The 18033-nt window shown below is 58.6% G+C and carries 16 protein-coding genes; 6 read left to right on the top strand and 10 right to left on the bottom strand.

The window, feature by feature from the left end; all coding sequences use genetic code 11:
* Positions 1-31: 31 nt before the first annotated feature.
* From QMX84_RS19115 to QMX84_RS19095, 5 genes are all read right to left on the bottom strand, one after another.
* The gene (locus QMX84_RS19115; protein WP_282364525.1) at positions 32-1273 is read right to left on the bottom strand and encodes an electron transfer flavoprotein subunit alpha/FixB family protein; all 1242 of its coding nucleotides are present in this window, start codon (positions 1271-1273) and stop codon (positions 32-34) included.
* The gene (gene dgcB, locus QMX84_RS19110) at positions 1270-3213 is read right to left on the bottom strand and encodes a dimethylglycine demethylation protein DgcB (RefSeq protein ID WP_282364524.1); all 1944 of its coding nucleotides are present in this window, start codon (positions 3211-3213) and stop codon (positions 1270-1272) included. Before dgcB ends, QMX84_RS19115 begins: the two co-directional genes overlap by 4 nt.
* Before the next feature lie 146 nt (positions 3214-3359).
* On the bottom strand, positions 3360-5420 hold the full coding sequence (dgcA, locus tag QMX84_RS19105; protein WP_262123568.1) for a dimethylglycine demethylation protein DgcA: 2061 nt from the start codon (positions 5418-5420) through the stop codon (positions 3360-3362).
* Between the two features lie 15 nt (positions 5421-5435).
* A complete protein-coding gene (locus QMX84_RS19100; protein WP_048372356.1) occupies positions 5436-5966 on the bottom strand; it encodes a 4-vinyl reductase in 531 nt (176 codons plus the stop codon).
* 92 nt (positions 5967-6058) lie between these two features.
* Positions 6059-7036 (bottom strand): dipeptidase, encoded by a 978-nt coding sequence (locus tag QMX84_RS19095; RefSeq protein ID WP_153368413.1) that lies wholly within the window; start codon positions 7034-7036, stop codon positions 6059-6061.
* A 229-nt stretch (positions 7037-7265) separates the two neighbouring features.
* Between QMX84_RS19095 and QMX84_RS19090 the strand changes: the two genes are divergently transcribed.
* The 3 genes from QMX84_RS19090 to QMX84_RS19080 all read left to right on the top strand — a co-directional run bounded on the left by QMX84_RS19090 (position 7266) and on the right by QMX84_RS19080 (position 8599).
* The gene (locus tag QMX84_RS19090) at positions 7266-7667 is read left to right on the top strand and encodes a lysozyme inhibitor LprI family protein (protein WP_123750854.1); all 402 of its coding nucleotides are present in this window, start codon (positions 7266-7268) and stop codon (positions 7665-7667) included.
* Positions 7668-7681: 14 nt separating this feature from the next.
* Positions 7682-8098: a DUF3010 family protein gene (locus QMX84_RS19085; protein WP_282364523.1), complete on the top strand. Its 417-nt coding sequence runs from the start codon at positions 7682-7684 to the stop codon at positions 8096-8098.
* A 246-nt stretch (positions 8099-8344) separates the two neighbouring features.
* Positions 8345-8599 (top strand): hypothetical protein, encoded by a 255-nt coding sequence (locus tag QMX84_RS19080; RefSeq protein ID WP_123750853.1) that lies wholly within the window; start codon positions 8345-8347, stop codon positions 8597-8599.
* A gap of 89 nt (positions 8600-8688) precedes the next feature.
* On the opposite strand, the gene QMX84_RS19075 is transcribed toward QMX84_RS19080, so the two are convergent.
* Positions 8689-9792, bottom strand: a complete 1104-nt coding sequence (locus tag QMX84_RS19075; RefSeq protein WP_153335138.1) for a GlxA family transcriptional regulator — start codon at positions 9790-9792, stop codon at positions 8689-8691.
* 344 nt (positions 9793-10136) lie between these two features.
* Complete coding sequence (locus QMX84_RS19070; RefSeq protein WP_282364522.1) at positions 10137-11192, bottom strand: RHS repeat-associated core domain-containing protein; 1056 nt, start codon at positions 11190-11192, stop codon at positions 10137-10139.
* Positions 11193-11705: 513 nt separating this feature from the next.
* Between QMX84_RS19070 and QMX84_RS19065 the strand changes: the two genes are divergently transcribed.
* Complete coding sequence (locus QMX84_RS19065) at positions 11706-12053, top strand: DUF3077 domain-containing protein (protein ID WP_048384996.1); 348 nt, start codon at positions 11706-11708, stop codon at positions 12051-12053.
* A gap of 51 nt (positions 12054-12104) precedes the next feature.
* On the opposite strand, the gene QMX84_RS19060 is transcribed toward QMX84_RS19065, so the two are convergent.
* A complete protein-coding gene (locus QMX84_RS19060) occupies positions 12105-13166 on the bottom strand; it encodes an RHS repeat-associated core domain-containing protein (protein WP_282364521.1) in 1062 nt (353 codons plus the stop codon).
* A gap of 514 nt (positions 13167-13680) precedes the next feature.
* On the opposite strand from QMX84_RS19060, the gene QMX84_RS19055 reads away from it, so the two are divergent.
* A complete protein-coding gene (locus QMX84_RS19055) occupies positions 13681-14028 on the top strand; it encodes a DUF3077 domain-containing protein (RefSeq protein WP_048373969.1) in 348 nt (115 codons plus the stop codon).
* 63 nt (positions 14029-14091) lie between these two features.
* Here the strand turns inward: QMX84_RS19055 and QMX84_RS19050 are convergent, their stop codons facing one another.
* On the bottom strand, positions 14092-15180 hold the full coding sequence (locus QMX84_RS19050; protein WP_282364520.1) for an RHS repeat-associated core domain-containing protein: 1089 nt from the start codon (positions 15178-15180) through the stop codon (positions 14092-14094).
* A gap of 156 nt (positions 15181-15336) precedes the next feature.
* Complete coding sequence (locus tag QMX84_RS19045; protein ID WP_282364519.1) at positions 15337-16713, bottom strand: L-serine ammonia-lyase; 1377 nt, start codon at positions 16711-16713, stop codon at positions 15337-15339.
* A gap of 332 nt (positions 16714-17045) precedes the next feature.
* On the opposite strand from QMX84_RS19045, the gene QMX84_RS19040 reads away from it, so the two are divergent.
* Positions 17046-17993: a choline ABC transporter substrate-binding protein gene (locus QMX84_RS19040; RefSeq protein WP_262123657.1), complete on the top strand. Its 948-nt coding sequence runs from the start codon at positions 17046-17048 to the stop codon at positions 17991-17993.
* Positions 17994-18033: the final 40 nt, after the last annotated feature.

Below are 18033 nucleotides of genomic sequence, written 5' to 3'. Positions count from 1 at the left end.
GGCTTGCTCGCGATGAATATGCAACGGTTGGTCAGGCAGACCGTGGCGCCTGAATCGCGAGCAAGCCCGCTCCCACAGAAGCAGTACCACGCCACTGTTCAACCGCCGCGATCAACGCTTGCAGCACCGCCGTGCCATCGCCGATCACTGACAAGTCAGCGCGCTTGATCATGTCGCAGCCGGGGTCGAGGTTGATCGCCACCACTTTGTCGCACGCGCCAATGCCTTGCAGGTGCTGGATCGCGCCGCTGATGCCGACCGCCACATACACCCGCGCCGTGACCCACGTACCGCTGGCGCCCACTTGGCGCTCGCGGCCCATAAAGCCGTCGTCTACCGCCACCCGCGACGCGCCTTCGGTGGCGCCCAGGGCCGAGGCCGTCTTGTGGAAAAGTGTCCAGTCCTTCACACCGTTGCCACCACTGAGGATAAATTCCGCCTCGGCCATGGGAATCGCCGCCGGGTCCACTTCCACCGCGCCCAAATCTTCGATGCGCGGCAAGCACGGCACCACCGCTGTGGATAACTCCACCACCAGGGCCTCATGGCGGGTTTCACTCACAGGCTCGGCGCATTCGGCGGCCGCCAGGATCAGGCGCGGCACAGCTTGCGCCACGTCTTCAAGACCGGCCCCGGCGCGGCCCACACATTGGCCGTCCTTGATTTGCCACACGCGGGTCGCCGGGCGTTCGCCCAGGCTGGCCGCCAAACGCCGCCCCAGTTCACCGCCACCCGAGCGGCTGGCGGGCAGCAACCAATGCTTGGGCGCGAATTGGTTATCCACAGCCCGCAAGCTCAACACCTGTTGCTCCGGTGCATAACCTCGGCTGTCGAGTTGTAACAAGCGGTCGACGCCAGCCGTGGCAAATGCGGTTTCTTTGGAGTCACCGAACACCACCGCCAGCACTGCACCGTCTGCACCCGCCAGTTGGTGGGCGAGCCCGAGCAGGTCGCGGTCATGGCTGCTCAAGCGGCCACCGACCATGTCCGGCACCACCGCGATGTAGAACGCCGGGGCGGGCACTTGATGCAGCGGTAATTGCACCTCAACTCGGACCGTGCGCTTGCTCGCGCCGCCCTGCTGCACGCCGCTGCGGTCGATGCGCTTAATGCCGTTGGGGCCGATAAAACCCACCCCGTGGACGTTTTTGCGCAGGACGCCGTTAGGCCCCATCCAGCTTTGTTGCGTTGGTTGCAGGGCTGCGTGCAACGGGTGCAAGCGGTTACGGGCGATCCACTCGGCACGCGGATCGCGGCGAATAATGTCACTCATGCGATCACCTCTTCGGGGGCACGCTGGGTGGTTTTGACCGGCGCTGCGGGTTCAACCAGCGCATCGGCCACCAGCTCAGCAATGTCTTTGATCAACGGCCGTGGCTCAACCACGCCTTCAAGCATGGCGGTGCACTGCGGGCAGCCCACGGCCACACGCTCGGCGCCGGTTTCGCGAATGTCGTCCATGCGCATGTCGGGGATACGCTGTTTGCCGGGGATGTCAGTAATCGGCGCGCCGCCGCCACCGCCGCAGCACCGTGAGCGAAAGCCCGAGCGCTGCATCTCTTTGACCTCAATGCCCAGCGCCCGCAGCACCGCCCGCGGCGCCTCGTATTCACCGTTGTAGCGGCCCAGATAGCACGGGTCGTGATACGTCACGCTGCCACCGGTATCGGCGCTCACATTCAATTGCCCGGCAGCCAGCAACTCGGCCATGTAAGTGCTGTGATGCTGCACCGGGTACTCGCCACCAAAGGCTGGGTATTCGTTTTTCAGCACATGAAAACTGTGCGGGTCGCAGGTGACGATGCGCTTGAAGCGGTACTGGGCCAAGGTCTGGATGTTGCGTTTGGCCAGCGCCTGAAACGTCGCTTCATCGCCCAAACGCCGAGCCACGTCGCCGCTGTCGCGCTCCTCCAGGCCGAGCACGGCAAAGCTGACCTTGGCCGCTTTCAGCACTTTGACGAAGGCCCGCAAGGTACGCTGGTTGCGCATGTCGAACGCGCCGTCACCGACCCAGAACAGCACGTCGACCGAAGGCGTGTCGCGCATCACGTTGAGGTTCAAATCAGCGGCCCAGTTCATCCGCCCACCGGGTGCAAAACCGCCGGGGTTGTCGGTGGCGATCAGGTTATCGAGCACCTGCGCGCCATTGTTCGGCGTCGCGCCTTTTTCCAGGGTGAGGAAGCGGCGCATGTCGACGATGGCGTCTACGTGCTCGATCATCATCGGGCACTCTTCCACGCAGGCGCGGCAGGTGGTGCACGACCACAGGGTTTCAGCATCGACCAGACCATTGACGATCGGCTGATGCGGGTTGCCGCCGTGTTCGCCAATCGGCTTGCCAGGGTACGGGCTGCCCGCGAAGTGCGCGTCGGTGCCACCCGCCAGGCCCACGACCATGTCTTGAATGAGTTTTTTCGGGTTCAGCGGTTGGCCTGCCGCAAACGCAGGGCACGCCGCTTCGCACTTGCCGCACTGCACGCAAGCGTCGAAACCGAGCAGTTGGTTCCAGGTGAAATCCTTGGGTTTTTCTACGCCCAACGGCGCGCTGCGATCCGTCAGGTCGAGGGCTTTGAGGCCGGTCGAACGGCCGCCCCCGAAGCGCTCGGCGCGACGGTGCCAGGCCAGGTGCAGCGCCCCGGCGAAGGCGTGCTTCATGGGCCCGCCCCAGGTCATGCCCAAAAACAATTCACACACGCCCCACGCCACGCCCACCGCCAGCAATGCCGCCAGGAACCAGCCGCCAAAGCCTTCTGGCAACACCCCGGCGACCGGCAAGGTGAGGATAAAAAAGCTCGCAGAAAACGCCAGCAGGCTTTTCGGCAGGCGCATCCACGGGCCCTTGGACAAACGGCTCGGCGGGTTGAGACGGCGTTTAAATACAAACAGCGCGCCGATAAACATCAGCGCCGTGGCGAACAGCAAGGCGTACCCGAGGATCTGGTTATGCACGCCAAAGCCGTGCACCACAATCGCCAGCACCGCCGCCAGGACAAACCCGCCCGCGGTGGCGACGTGGGTGTTGGCCATGTATTTATCGCGTGCCACCACGTGGTGCAAATCGACCATATAGCGACGCGGCATGGCCAGCAGGCCGCCGAGCAGATCGACCTTCGAGGCACGGCCACGACGCCACATAGCCATGCGCCGCACCGCGCCCAGAATGGCGAGCGCGAGGGCGGCGAATAACAAAACAGGGAGAACAATAGTGAGCATGGTGAAGCTCCCAAAACAAAGGCACGCAACCTGTAGCCGCTGCCGCAGGCTGCGATAAGGGCCGAAGGACCTTCGCCTTTAAAAACACGGCCGCTACGCGACCGATCGCAGCCTGCGGCAGCGGCTACAGGGTTATTGGTCGCTGCTTAGAAATCCTTGCACAACCGCAGGGCGTCATAGATGGCGGCATGCACGTTGCGCTGCGCCACGCAGTCACCGAGGCGGAACAACAAGTAGCCTTCACCCGCTTCGCTCAGGCACGGTTGCGGCTGGATCGCGAACAGCGCTTCAGGGTCGATCTGGCCCTTGTTGCGCGAGTCGGGCTTGAGCGCGTAATACAGCTCTTCGTCCGGGCGCACGCCGTTTTCGATCACCACCTGGTCCACCACGCGTTCTTCCTTGGCGCCGGTGTATTCGTTCTCCAGCACGGCAATCACCTTGTCGCCTTCGCGGTACACGCGCTCCAGCATCATGTCGCCGGTCATGATCACTTCTTTGGGGTACAGGCTGCGGTAGTAGGTCGGGAACGACGTGCCGCCCACCGCCACGCCGGGCTTGGTGTCGTCGGTGACGATCTCGACCTGCGCGCCTTTGTCGGCCATAAAGTCGGCCACGGACATGCCGGTGAATTCGCAAATGGTGTCGTACACCAGCACGTTTTTACCCGGCGCCACTTTGCCGTCGAGCACGTCCCAGCTGCTCACCGACAAGCCCTCAGCGGCGCCCCAATGTTCGTTCTGTTCCACAAACGGGTGCCCGCCCACCGCCAGCACCACGATGTCGGGGCGCAGGTCGCGAATGGTCGCCACATCGGCTGCGGTGCCCAAGCGCAGGTCGACGTTCAGGCGCGCCAGCTCCAGTTGGAACCAACGGGTGATACCGGCCATCTGGTCACGTTGCGGGGCTTTGGCGGCGATGCTGATTTGCCCGCCAATGGCCTCGTTTTTTTCGAACAGGGTCACGTCGTGCCCGCGCTCGGCGGCCACGCGTGCCGCTTCCATCCCGGCCGGGCCTGCACCGACCACCACCACTTTGCGCTTGGGCCCGGTGGTTTTCTGGATGATGTGCGGCACGCCCATGTATTCACGGGAAGTGGCGGCGTTCTGAATGCACAGCACGTCCAGCCCTTGGTACTGGCGGTCGATGCAATAGTTGGCGCCCACGCATTGTTTGATCTGGTCGACCTGGCCCATTTTGATTTTGGCGATCAGGTGCGGGTCGGCGATGTGGGCGCGGGTCATGCCCACCATGTCGACGTAGCCACCCTCCAGAATCCGTGTGGCCTGGTTGGGGTCTTTGATGTTTTGCGCGTGCAGCACCGGCGCCTTGACCACTTCCTTGATGCCCGCCGCCAGGTGCAAAAACGGCTCCGGCGGGAAGCTCATGTTCGGGATCACGTTGGCCAGGGTGTTGTGGGTGTCACAGCCCGACCCGACCACGCCGATAAAGTCGAGCATGCCGGTGTCGTCGTAGTACTTGGCGATTTGTTTCATGTCCTCGTGGCTCAAGCCATCGGGGTGAAATTCGTCGCCGCACAGGCGGATGCCCACGCAGAAATCCGGGCCCACTTCGGCACGCACGGCCTTGAGCACTTCCAGCCCAAAGCGCATGCGGTTTTCAAAACTGCCGCCCCATTCATCGGTGCGCTTGTTCACCCGTGGGCTCCAGAACTGGTCGATCATGTGCTGGTGCACCGCCGACAGTTCCACACCGTCCAGCCCGCCCTTTTTGGCCCGACCCGCCGCGCTGGCGTAGTTGCCGATGATGCGCCAGATCTCTTCCGGTTCGATGGTTTTGCAGGTGGCCCGGTGCACCGGCTCACGCACGCCGGACGGCGACATCAAGGTCGGCCAGTTAAAGCCGTCCCAACGCGAGCGACGGCCCATGTGGGTAATCTGGATCATGATTTTGGCGCCGTGCTTGTGCATGGCGTCGGCCAGGTTTTGAAAATGCGGGATGATGCGGTCGGTGCTCAGGTTGACCGAACTCCACCACTCCTGCGGGCTGTCGATGGCCACCACGGATGAGCCGCCACAAATCGCCAGGCCGATGCCGCCCTTGGCTTTTTCTTCGTAGTACTGCACGTAGCGCGCCGTGGTCATGCCGCCGTCCGTGGCATACACCTCGGCGTGTGCGGTGCTCAGCACGCGGTTGCGAATGGTCAGTTTGCCGATTTGAATCGGCTCAAACATTGCTTCGAACGCCATATCCCGATCCTCGATTTACAGCGGCTTGACGATAAACAGACCGTGATCGTGGCCTTCTTCGGATCCGCTGTAGACCTGTTCGGCCACGGTGCGAATCTGGCTGCCGCGCGCTTGCAGAATCTGGTCCATGGCACCGGCAAACCAGCCGGTGAACATGTAGTCGACCTTACGCCCGACCTTGCCGTACACGTACACGAAACAGGAGTGTTCGAGCTTGATGGTGGCGGTGCCTTTGTCCAGGTCAATGTCTTCAATGGTGAACAGCCCCCAGCCACGTTGCGACAGGCGCTTCATGTAATGCTCGAACACCGCCACGCCTTCCAGGCCGTGGCATTCCGCTTCTTTTTCGCACCAGTGCCAGGCCGATTTGTAGCCCGCCTTGTAGAGGATCTCGGCGTAGGCGTCAGCGCCCAGCACCTCTTCGATGCCCATGTGGTTGTTGACGAAAAAGTGCCGTGGCACGTAAAGCATCGGCAGCGCGTCAGAGGTCCAGACGCCGGTCTCGCTGTCGACTTCGATGGGTAATTGCGGGGCGATTTTAGCCATGGAATAAAACTCCAAAATTCGAGGTAAGGTTCGTTTCGCCCCTCACCCTGCCCTCTCCCGGGGGAGAGGGTTGGGTGAGGGCGAGTGGCGGCTTATTCGCCCCAGACGTCTTTGAGGACGTTGACCCAGTTTTCACCCATGATCTTGCGCACCACGCGTTCGCTGTGGCCACGCTTGAGCAGGGTGTCGGTGAGGTTGGGGAACTCGCCCACGGTGCGGATGCCCAGCGGGTTGATGATCTTGCCGAAGCTGGTCAGACGCCGCGCATAGCCTTTGTCGTGGGTCAGCATTTCGAAGAAATCCTGGCCGTGGCCCTGGGTGAAGTCGGTGCCGATGCCGATGGCGTCTTCGCCCACGATGTTCATGGTGTATTCGATGGCTTCGGCGTAATCGTCGACGGTCGACTCAATGCCCTTGGCCAGAAACGGCGCGAACATGGTCACGCCGACAAAGCCACCGTGATCGGCAATGAACTTGAGTTCAGCGTCGGATTTATTGCGCGGGTGTTCTTTGAGCCCGGACGGCAAACAGTGCGAGTAGCAGACCGGTTTTTTCGATTCGAGGATGACCTCTTCGCTGGTTTTGGAGCCCACGTGCGAGAGGTCGCACATGATGCCCACGCGGTTCATTTCTGCGACCACTTCGCGGCCGAAACCCGAGAGCCCGCCATCACGTTCATAGCAGCCGGTGCCCACCAGGTTTTGCGTGTTGTAGCACATCTGCACCACGCCCACGCCGAGCTGTTTGAAGATCTCGATGTAGCCCAATTGGTCTTCAAACGCATGGGCATTCTGGAAGCCGAAAATGATCCCGGTTTTGCCCAGGGACTTGGCGCGGCGGATGTCGGCCGTGGTTTTGACCGGGATCACCAGGTCGCTGTTTTCGCGAATAAGGGTTTGGCTGGCAACAATGTTATTGATCGTGGCCTGAAAGCCCTCCCACACCGACACCGTGCAGTTGGCGGCCGTGAGCCCGCCTTTGCGCATGTCTTCAAACAACTCGCGGTTCCATTTGGCAATGATCAGCCCGTCGATAACGATGCTGTCTGCGTGCAACTCGGCTGGGCTCATCAGGCGTCCCCTTATAGGCGTTTGCTGCGCCGAATCGTCTGCCGGCGCTTTGGGGCCAGCATAGGCTTGGGGGTAAAAACAGCCGGGTGCAAAAGCGACAGCGCAATTGCCGAAAGCGTCAATGCGCGACAAAGCGCTGGCGACCACAACACCCGCCGATGCGCCGGTGACTGTCTTTTGCGCGGCGCTTAAGCCAGAATCCGCCTCAACTATGGATTAGGAAGCCGCAATGAAATCGATTCTCCTGGCCTTGGCGTTGATCACCAGTGGCGCAGCTGTAGCCGATGATGCCGACCACAACCCGTGTGATGCCGTCGAAAACGACCAGCAAACGCTGGCGTGCTCGGTGTTTAGCCGCAACACCGCCGAACAGTTGTTGGCTGAAAACTTCGAGGCCCTGCAAGCGCGCATCACCGCGCTGTACGGCAGCAACGCGACGCAGCTCAACAACATCACCAGCAAAATCAAAACCGCGCAGACCCTGTGGGTGCACCAGCGTGACGCCGATTGCGCGATTGTGGTGTTCCCGGCCAAAGCCGGCACCGAGGCGTTCAACATTGCTCAAAACGACTGCATTGCGGCAGTCAGCGATGACCGCTCGGAGTTTCTGGAATCGATTGGTCAGGAATGACCCATGAGGCACGTATGACTATTTGCGGGATTGAAATCAAAGGCAGTGAAGCCATTTTTGCCCTGGCCACCCAGGGCGCTGGCGGCCTTGAGCACGTGGCCATCAGCACCAAAAAAATTAACCTGGACGACGATGAAAACGCCGCCAGCGTCAAAGCCTTCGCCGCCCAACTGGCTGACTGTGTGAAGGCCAACGCCATCACCCGCATCGCGATCAAAAAGCGCAGCAAAAAAGGCGAGTTTGCCGGTGGCCCCACCACCTTCAAAATCGAAGGCATCCTGCAATTGCTGGAGGGTTGCGAGGTGCAGTTACTGTCGCCGCAAACCCTCAACGCGCAATTTAAAAAGCACGCGTATGAGCTGCCAGCCTCGCTCAACAAATACCAGCACGACGCCTACAAAACCGCCTGCGCAGCGCTGCTCAAGGGTTAAACGCCAGGCACAAAAAAGCCCCGAAACTGCCGTTACAGTGTTGGGGCCAAGGGTGTGCGTGCCGTGACGGTGACCAAACCTCAGGCAGTGTTACTGAGCCCAGTCTGCCAGCCCCGCGCCTTGGCACTTAGCCAAAAACGACCTGTTCTTAGGCATACCAGACATCGCGCCAAACCCCGCTTGCCCGTTCATGGAAGCCCTACCAGAATCAAGCTTCGATCGCCTCTCTGTGAAAGGATAAAAAGCATGATGCACGCAGACTTGATTGATGAGCAGGACCTGCTGAGCCAACTGCGCTCGCTGGGCTTTGACGTGTCGGGTAACGCCGAGCAAGCCTGCTCTGCGGTGGTGTGCGGCCTGAACGAGACCAACGCGCGCGCACTCAAGGGCCTGGTAGAAAAGCTCTACACCGGCAGCGCAACCATCTTGCCCGCCGTGCGCCAGGCCATCGACCAGCAATTGCTGCCGGGGCTGGTGCAATACAAGCAAAGCCGGGGGTGAGCGTAACCCCCTGTAGGAGCGAGCTTGCCTCGCGATCTTTTGAACCTTTAAAAGATCGCGAGACAAGCTCGCTCCTACAGAGGCTTTGACTACACCCTCACACTGGCAAACGTCGACTCGTGCCGCGCCTGATGCAGCGACGCCATCGGCCCGGCCAGCGGGGTCAGCAGCAGGGACTGCGGGATCGGCACCAAGGTGGTTTGCTGCGCAGTATTGGACCCCACACGCTCATCACGCGGCGGGATGCCAAAGTACTCGCGGTAACACTTGGAGAAATGTGGCGTCGAGACAAACCCGCACACCGCCGCCACTTCGATAATCGACATGGGCGTTTGCTTGAGCAACTGGCGCGCACGCACCAGGCGCAGCTTGAGGTAGTACCGCGACGGCGAGCAGTGCAAGTACTTCTGGAACAGCCGCTCCAGTTGGCGACGCGACACGGTCACGTACACCGCCAGCTCATCGAGGTCGATGGGTTCCTCAAGGTTGGCTTCCATCAGCGCAACGATTTCCTGCAACTTCGGCTGGTTGGTGCCCAGCATGTGCTTGAGCGGCACGCGCTGATGGTCCTGTTCGTTACGAATGCGCTCATACACAAACATTTCCGAAATGGCGGCCGACAATTCGCGGCCATGATCGCGGCTGATCAAATGCAGCATCATGTCCATCGGCGCCGTGCCACCCGAGCTGGTAGAGCGGCTGCGGTCGAGGGTAAACAGACGGGTACTCATGGACACCCGCGGGAAGGCTTCCTGCATCGAGGCCAGACATTCCCAATGCACGCTGCAATCAAAACCGTCCAGCAGCCCGGCATACGCCAGCGCCCAACTGCCGGTGCACACCGCACCCAAACGGCGCGACTGGCGCGCCTGGCTTTGCAGCCAAGACACGTGCTCACGCGTTACCGCGCGTTGAATGCCGATACCGCCGCACACAATCACCATGTCCAGCGCCGGCGCCTTGTGCATGCTGGCGTCGGGGGTAATTTGCAAACCATCACTGGCCCACACTTGGCTACCGTCAGCGCTTAAGGTGCTCCAGCGATACAACTCGCGGCCCGACAACTGATTGGCCATGCGCAGGGGCTCAATCGCAGACGCCAAAGAAATAAGTGTGAAATTGTCCAGCAGCAGAAAGCCGATGGATTGAGGCGTACGGTTCTGGGGTTGGGCCCCGGAGTTGAACGACGTCATGCGGTATCTCCTCACACAAAGCGGGTGATGGCCCCAGGCGCAGGCTCTTGTTATGACCCACCGTTTACGGGGGCTTTGCCATGACAATGCAAATGCCGCGCCTAAACTTGAATAGGTATTCAATAAAATCTGAAAACGACGTCGTAATGCGTCTAGGTGGGAGGTGCCGAACACGGCTCTAAACACCGTCTAAACAGACGTAGCGCAGGGCGCAGAGCCGTGTTGAGCAAATCGGTAGCACTTGTGGGAAACACGTAGGACGGGCCCGTGTCACCAAAGGTGCAGGTGGGGATGTGCGCTGAAAGGGGGCGCGGTGCGCTGTAACCGGGCAGAATTATCCAGCTTTAATTAGTCGCCCGTATCGAATTAACATTCTGAGGCATAAATTTGACTGGCTTGTAGTTCCTTAAGGCGAAATCCATGGGTGACAGTTTATAAATGCCTCTGTCATTTCTAAAAATCCTCATCGGTGTGCTTGATTGATATATTTCCCCGACCACCATATCCGGTATCCACTCGTCTGGAAGCATGGCAGTCACAGGACCATTAAACCCTTTTGCGGGTAGCCGGGTTAAGTTGGCAACGTCTTGGGCAAATCCCAAGTTCGCACTGGTGCATATAATTAAATCAACCGCTTTATAATCCCTAAAATCCACACCGGCGTCACGAGCTAGCGTAACCAGCCCTTTAGAACTCAAGGGTATGTTGCCTGCAGCTACAACTGTTTTTCCACCAAGGCGCCCTCCATGACCGCCCAGAACAAGTTTTTTATACCCTGATTTAGAGACTCGTTCGAAGGCGACAATACCATCAGCCAACTTTCTAATATTTGAAATTTCCGCGGACTTGGTGCCCAAGAAAAAATCGGCAACTGCCGTTTTCATATTTTTAAGTGAGCGATTAATCGCTTGAAAAAAATGACCACTAGAGTCTCCAAAGTTAAGAGGGTCGCCAGCACAGTATCCGTACGCATTAATACCGCCCTGTCCAAACGGGCTCATGCTGTCCGGGCTATTAAAACGCATCAACACCGGGTTAAACGCCCGATACCCATTGCCCAACAAGTAATGCCCCGTCACCGGGTCAGCCCGTTCGCCATTAAAGCCCAGCACACTGGCCACGCCACTGTCAGCCGGGCGATGGCCATACACGCTGTAAGCAATGGGTTGGGTTTTATCGGGGTTTACTGTGTGCAACACCGAGCGTTGCAGGTCGGTGGCCAGCAGGTTGCTGCCTCCCGATCCGCCCTCGGCCAACACGTGATCGCCCACCTGAAACACACTGCGCTGCACCGTGCCCTCAATTTCGGTAGTCATGCGCGAGCGGTTGTAAAAGCGCCGAATACCCGCCGTCTGGATTAAGCGGTCCAGTGGGTCGTAGGCATAAAGGACTGTGGGCATGTGTGTACGCTCGTCGTGTACAGGGACTTGCGCTCAGCTTGCACCTGCACGGAGCAACTGCCTACTGGCAGATCTGCTAGGTATAAACCTCTGTAGGAGCGAGCTTGCCTCGCGATCTTTTGATCGTTAAAAGATCGCGAGGCAAGCTCGCTCCTACAAAAAAGTTGAGCCCCCTTGGCACCGTGAAAATCAGCCGTTTCGTACGACGTTTCGCTTTCAATCCAAGGACACTTCCGAGAAAATCCCGTTCGCTTGCGCCCACTCCATTCGGGGCATAGTCTCGGCCATCGCTGCCAAAAACAGCGGTCGGGTTTAGTAGCCCGGTTTAGTTCGGCGCAAGGCGCCACCTCCGCGAGGCGCTTTTTTACGGCCTGCGTTTTATGGTGGTCGTGCGCAGGGCGCCTTCGGGCGCGCCGGGTCCCGAACTTACCGGTCTACTAACCTGCGTGCGGCTGCCACCTTCGTTTAGTAGCGACAGGTACAGCTCCTTTAATTAAGTTCGGAGTTGTAACCATGAAAAAACTGACACCCGATCCACCTGTCACCTCCCCCGATGCCGTTGAGCGCACGTCACAGTTACTGGACCGTGCGGCGGCCGATCGCGCCCTTGATTACTACCTGCACAACCATAAGCCTCCACGGCACATGGATCAGGCCATGTATGCCATACCCGGCAGCGTCAATTTAGAAGCGGCTTTGGCCCAGGCGTCAGACTTGTTGCGCTGTATGGTTGCTTCGGCGAGTGAGGCGGGGAATGGTTTGAGCGGCAATCAGCGCGATGTGGTGTTGTCCATAGGGCACTTGGCGGAGCTGGCCAAGACCTTTGTCGATACATCGCTGGACCGTCTGGTCACGCACTAAACGGTACGCGCCTGAGTGCAAGCAGGCGCGTTAAATCAAAATGTCTGAAGGTCAGCCGTTGAAAACAACGGGGAAAAAATCTTTATCAGAAACATCGACGCCATTGGATCTTAAAAAGGTAGCGCTTCTGACTTCTGTCATTCCGCGCTCTAACCATGATATTGCTCTGGTTTCTTGCCTCCAGATATCCTTTGGCCCTAAACCAACCGCGACGACTTTCATATAGGCTGTAGTGGGCACTTTGTACTTCAAAGAAATTTTCGCACTCAATGAGTGTTTACCCCTCACCGCCGAAAAACAACTAATCATGTGAACACTATTGTAATTCGCCACATCCACTTTATTCTTGCGAAGTGAATCCAACATCTTTTTATTGCTCAACACTCTGCGCCCGCTCAATGGATACCCTTGTTTAATCCCATGAGCATCAATAACTAACCGCCTTGCTGGCAGACCATCTATTTTGTGTATTTCGTCTGCCACATAAACACCAGATTGAATTTTCTTTATATTCTCATAAACAATATTATCTTGAGCATAGGCCGAAGACCAATATTCACCCGCTGAATCAACGACCGTCGTTTTTCTTTTCATCACCGCATTGATCGCATTACGCGCCCATACAAATAAATGCCCAGATGGATCACTATAATTTCCAGGGTTCCCTCCACAATACCCATACGCATTAATCCCGCCTTTCCCAAACGGGCTCCAACTGTCCGGGCTGTTAAAACGCATCAACACCGGGTTAAACGCTCGATATCCATTGCCCAATAAATAATGCCCCGTCACCGGATCAGCGCGCTCGCCATTAAACCCCAGCACACTGGCCACGCCGCTTTCAGCCGGGCGATGGCCATACACGTTGTAAGCCATGGGTTGGGTTTTATCGGGGTTAACCGTGTGCAATACCGAGCGTTGCAAGTCGGTGGCCAGCAGCTTGCTGCCACCCGCCCCGCCCTCGGCCAACACGTGATCGCCCACCTGAAACACACTGCGCTGCACCGTGCCCTGGATTTCGGTGGTCATGCGCGAGCGGTTGTAAAAGCGCCGAATGCCCGCCGTCTGGATCAAGCGGTCCAGTGGGTCGTAGGTATAGAGGACTGCGGGCATGTGTGTACGCTCGTCGTGTACAAGTACGCTCAGCTTGCACCGGCGCTGCACAGCTGCCTACTGGCAGATCTGCTAGGTATAAACCTCTGTAGGAGCGAGCTTGCCTCGCGATCTTTTGATCGTTAAAAGATCGCGAGGCAAGCTCGCCCCTACAAAAAAGTTGAGCCCCCTTGGATCCGCGAAAATCAGCCATTTCGTACGACGTTTCGCTTTCAATCCAAGGACACTTCCGAGAAAATCCCGTTCGCTTGCGCCCACTCCATTCGGGGCATAGTCTCGGCCATCGCTGTAAAAAACAGCGGTCGGGTTTAGTCGCCCAGTATGTGAGCAAGGCGCAAGGCGCCACCTGAGTGAGGCGCTTTTTTTCGGCCGCAGCTTTATGGTGGCCGTGCGCAGGGCACCTTAGGGTGCGCCGGTTTCCAAGCTCACCGGTCGACTAACCTGCGTACGGCTGCCACCCATTCGTTTAGTCGCGACAGGTGTCAGTTCCCTTAACGAGGTTGGAGCTGTAACCATGAAAAAACTGACACCCGATCCACCTGCCACATCCCCCGATGCCGTTGAGCGCACGTCACAGTTACTGGACCGTGCGGCGGCCGATCGCGCTCTTGATTACTACCTGCACAACCATAAGCCTCCACGGCACATGGATCAGGCCATGTATGCCATACCCGGCAGCGTCAATTTAGAAGCGGCTTTGGCCCAGGCGTCAGACTTGTTGCGCTGCATGGTTGCTTCGGCGAGTGAGGCGGGGAATGGTTTGAGCGGCAATCAGCGCGATGTGGTGCTATCCATAGGGCACTTGGCGGAGCTGGCCAAGACCTTTGTCGATACATCGCTGGACCGTCTGGTCACGCACTAAACGGCACGCGCCTGAGTGCAAGCAGGCGCGTTAAAAGCACTGCGTATTGGATTGAAATCGGGCTTATCCGGGTGTAAAAGTTACTGGTCTATAGTAATCACTGGATAACCCTTGCCTGATAAGAGCTGCTCTATCTGAAACCATTGAACTCACGCGTATATAGCGAGCCATTGGATCGGCTGCGGTACTATCAACAACATCCAGCAGGTAACTTGAAGGCCTGCGCTGTACCTCCCCCTTGTAACCCGTTACGGGTACATTCAAATAATCAGAGAGTTCTTGAGCAAAAGATTTTCCCGTATAGCTGGCCACATCTGCAGAATGACACATTATTAAATTGACCTCTTTGGCCTTCTTCATAAGCCCATTTGACACTAGCGCTTTACCCAGTTCTTCTGCTGTAAACGCTTGGCCACTAGAAGCAATAACGCCTACCTGTTTACCACCGTGTTCATAAAAACCACCATGCCCTACTACCTCAAGCCTCGAGAATTTATGATCATTGGCTACTGTTCGGCCCGCATAAATATTCGGCATTAACACTTTAAAATCCATCATTAACTGGCTCTCCAGGTCGATTGAGCTACGTCTGGCAATGACGGGAGCCGCCTGTACTGCGAGAGATCTTTTACTCCCTGACTTAAACAACCAATTTTTCAACGCACGCCAAAAATGCCCGCTGGGATCAACCCGATTAACCGGATCGCCCCCCGCATACCCATAACTATTAATCCCGCCCCGCCCAAACGGGCTCCAACTGTCCGGGCTGTTAAAACGCATCAACACCGGGTTAAACGCCCGATAGCCATTGCCCAATAAATAATGCCCCGTCACCGGATCAGCCCGTTCGCCATTAAAGCCCAGCACACTGGCCAGGCCGCTTTCAGCCGGGCGATGGCCATACGCGTTGTAAACAATCGGTTGGGTTTTATCGGGGTTTACTGCGTGCAACACCGAGCGTTGCAGGTCGGTGGCCAGCAGGTTGCTGCCATCCACTCCGCCCTCGGCCAACAAGTGATCGCCCACCTGAAACACACTGCGCGGCACTGTGCCCTGGATTTCGGTGGCTAAACGGGCCTGGTTGTAGAAGCGCTGGTGACCGGCAACGTCTGTCAGTCGATCAAGTGGGTCGTAACGGTAGAGGCGGAGCATAGACACATCCATAGGTCAGCAAATGCCATTACCTTGTGCCCTGCACGACTCATTGCCTACTGGCAGAACTGCTAGGTTCAGCCCCTGTAGGAGCGAGCTTGTCTCGCGATCTTTTGATCGTTAAAAGATCGCGAGGCAAGCTCGCTCCTACAGTTATCAACATTCCACGGCACTCACGGCTAACCCGCCGCGTGAGGTTTCTTTGTATTTGTCGTGCATGTCGGCGCCGGTGTCGCGCATGGTGCGGATCACCCGGTCCAGTGAGATGAAGTGCTGACCGTCCCCGCGCAGGGCCATTTGCGCGGCGTTGATGGCTTTGACCGCCGCAATGGCGTTGCGCTCGATGCACGGCACTTGCACCAGCCCGCCCACCGGGTCACAGGTGAGGCCCAGGTTGTGTTCCAGACCAATTTCAGCAGCGTTGCACAGTTGCTCGGGGCTGGCCCCGAGGATTTGCGCCAGCCCGGCCGCAGCCATGGCGCAGGCCGAACCGACTTCGCCCTGGCAACCCACTTCGGCACCCGAAATCGAGGCGTTCTTTTTGCACAAAATGCCAATCGCCGCCGCGCTTAATAAGTAGTCGACGACGTTGGCTTCGCTAACCTCGTCGCTGAACTTCATAAAGTAGTGCAGCACCGCCGGGATGATGCCCGCCGCGCCGTTGGTGGGCGCCGTCACCATGCGCCCGCCTGCGGCGTTTTCTTCGTTGACCGCCAGGGCGAACAAGTTGACCCATTCCATGGCGCTCAAGGTTGAGCCGATCACGTTGGGCTTGCCCAGTTCCTGCAAGCTGCGGTGCAAACGGGCGGCGCGGCGGCGCACGTTGAGGCCGCCGGGCAGGATGCCTTCGTGTTTCAAGCCGTGCTCGACGCAGTCCTGCATGGCGCGCCAAAGCTTGATCAGGCCACAGCGGATTTCATCTTCGCTGCGCCAGGTGCGTTCGTTGGCCATCATCAAGGCGGCCACGCTCAGGTGATGTTCGCGGCACAAATCAAGCAGTTCCACAGCGCTGCCAAAGTCATAGGGCAACTCGGTGCGGTCCATGTCCATGACGCCGCTGGCCGCTTGCGCCGCATCCACCACAAACCCCCCGCCCACCGAGTAGTAAGTGTCGCGGTGCAGTTCGCCATTATCCGTCTCGGCGATCAGGGTCATGGCGTTGGGGTGGAACGGCAGGTTTTCGTCGAGCAGGCGCATGTCGCTGGCCCACACAAACGGGATGGGCAAATAACCATCGAGCAGCAAGGTCTGGCTGTCGTGCAGCTCAGCGATGCGCGGGGCGATCTGCGCCGGGTCAATGGCGTCTGGCCACTCGCCCATCAGGCCCATGATCACGGCGTTGTCGCTGCCATGCCCGATGCCGGTGGCCGACAGGGAACCGTAAAGCTGCACCTCAATGCGTCGCACCTGTTGCAGTTGGTCGCGTTCGCGCAACCCCTGCACAAACAGCGCAGCAGCCCGCATGGGCCCCACGGTGTGGGAGCTGGAGGGGCCAATGCCGATCTTGAACAGGTCAAACACGCTGATAGCCATGGGGACGAGCCTCGTAATGAGTGCTCGCATCATGGTCGGTTTCCAGCCCCTGAAAACGTCCAGCAACGACTCGCTATTGTCTGCCAGCGCCGTCGCCGTTTTATGCGGATCAGACGCGGGAAAAGTGCGGTTTTTGGGGAGGAAACGTCCAAATGCGACCTCGCAGGTATCAGATACGACCCTGCCTGTACTGGATGCGACGCGGGCGGTAGGCGTTTGATTTTGGCTGTTACATGATCAGTCTCGACTCGATTGCCAGATGCCAACCGGCATCACCCGAGGGGGCGGCTTTTCGATCGAAAACTGCCACCCAGACACACAGGAGTCGTTGCATGAAACATTCCTACCCTTTGCTGTTGGCTGCCGTACTGAGTCTGCCCGCCATCGCCCAGGCTGCCGAGCCTGCGCAGTGCAGCACGGTTAATTTTTCGGACGTGGGCTGGACCGATATCGCGGTCACCACGGCGGTCACCAGCGCAGTACTGGATGCACTGGGCTACAAAACCAAAACCACCATGATTTCGGTGCCGGTGACGTACAAGTCCCTGGCCGATGGCAAAAACATGGACGTCTTTTTGGGCAACTGGATGCCCACCATGGAAAACGACATCAAGGCCTACCGCGATGCGGGCACTGTTGAAACGGTGCGCGCCAACCTGGAAAACGCCAAGTACACCCTCGCCGTACCGCAGGCGCTGTATGACAAGGGCCTTAAGGACTTCGCTGACCTGCCTAAATTCAAGAAGGAACTGGACGGCAAGATCTACGGGATCGAACCGGGCAACGACGGCAATCGCACGATTCAAAGCATGATCGACAAGAACGCATTTGGCCTCAAGGACGCAGGCTTCAAGGTGGTTGAGTCGAGCGAAGCCGGGATGTTGTCGCAAGTCGAACGCGCTCAGCGACGCGGCACCGACGTGGTGTTTTTGGGCTGGGAACCGCACCCCATGAACACCCGCTTCAAGATGAAGTACCTCACCGGTGGCGATGATTTTTTTGGCCCCAACTTCGGCCAGGCCACCATCTACACCAACACCCGCAAAGGCTACACACAGGAATGCAGCAACGTTGGTCAGTTGCTGAAAAACCTGGTGTTCACCCTCGACATGGAAAGCACGCTGATGGGCAAGGTGCTGGACGACAAGATCAAGCCGGATGTGGCTGCCAAGGCCTGGCTTAAACAGAACCCGCAGGTGCTCGACACCTGGCTCGCGGGTGTGACCACGGTTGATGGCAAGCCGGGGCTTGAGGCGGTCAAGGCCAGCCTCGCGAAGTAATCGCGGACGCCAGCCGGCTTGCCGCCCTGGCTCCGTTTTC

Source organism: Pseudomonas sp. PS01297 (assembly GCF_029959305.1).
Classification (GTDB): domain Bacteria; phylum Pseudomonadota; class Gammaproteobacteria; order Pseudomonadales; family Pseudomonadaceae; genus Aquipseudomonas; species Aquipseudomonas helleri.
Note: the sequence above shows the minus strand (reverse complement) of the source record. Positions and strands in the feature narration are given on the sequence as shown.

Coding starts and splice junctions, on each gene's coding strand:
- QMX84_RS19080 (WP_123750853.1), top strand. CDS start 8,345: ATGATGCACGCAGACTTGATTGATGAGCAGGACCTGCTGAGCCAACTG.
- QMX84_RS19060 (WP_282364521.1), bottom strand. CDS start 13,166: ATGCCCGCAGTCCTCTATACCTACGACCCACTGGACCGCTTGATCCAG.
- QMX84_RS19095 (WP_153368413.1), bottom strand. CDS start 7,036: ATGAGCCCAGCCGAGTTGCACGCAGACAGCATCGTTATCGACGGGCTG.
- QMX84_RS19045 (WP_282364519.1), bottom strand. CDS start 16,713: ATGGCTATCAGCGTGTTTGACCTGTTCAAGATCGGCATTGGCCCCTCC.
- QMX84_RS19065 (WP_048384996.1), top strand. CDS start 11,706: ATGAAAAAACTGACACCCGATCCACCTGTCACCTCCCCCGATGCCGTT.
- QMX84_RS19075 (WP_153335138.1), bottom strand. CDS start 9,792: ATGACGTCGTTCAACTCCGGGGCCCAACCCCAGAACCGTACGCCTCAA.
- QMX84_RS19100 (WP_048372356.1), bottom strand. CDS start 5,966: ATGGCTAAAATCGCCCCGCAATTACCCATCGAAGTCGACAGCGAGACC.
- dgcB (WP_282364524.1), bottom strand. CDS start 3,213: ATGCTCACTATTGTTCTCCCTGTTTTGTTATTCGCCGCCCTCGCGCTC.
- dgcA (WP_262123568.1), bottom strand. CDS start 5,420: ATGGCGTTCGAAGCAATGTTTGAGCCGATTCAAATCGGCAAACTGACC.
- QMX84_RS19115 (WP_282364525.1), bottom strand. CDS start 1,273: ATGAGTGACATTATTCGCCGCGATCCGCGTGCCGAGTGGATCGCCCGT.
- QMX84_RS19050 (WP_282364520.1), bottom strand. CDS start 15,180: ATGCTCCGCCTCTACCGTTACGACCCACTTGATCGACTGACAGACGTT.
- QMX84_RS19070 (WP_282364522.1), bottom strand. CDS start 11,192: ATGCCCACAGTCCTTTATGCCTACGACCCACTGGACCGCTTAATCCAG.
- QMX84_RS19090 (WP_123750854.1), top strand. CDS start 7,266: ATGAAATCGATTCTCCTGGCCTTGGCGTTGATCACCAGTGGCGCAGCT.
- QMX84_RS19055 (WP_048373969.1), top strand. CDS start 13,681: ATGAAAAAACTGACACCCGATCCACCTGCCACATCCCCCGATGCCGTT.
- QMX84_RS19040 (WP_262123657.1), top strand. CDS start 17,046: ATGAAACATTCCTACCCTTTGCTGTTGGCTGCCGTACTGAGTCTGCCC.
- QMX84_RS19085 (WP_282364523.1), top strand. CDS start 7,682: ATGACTATTTGCGGGATTGAAATCAAAGGCAGTGAAGCCATTTTTGCC.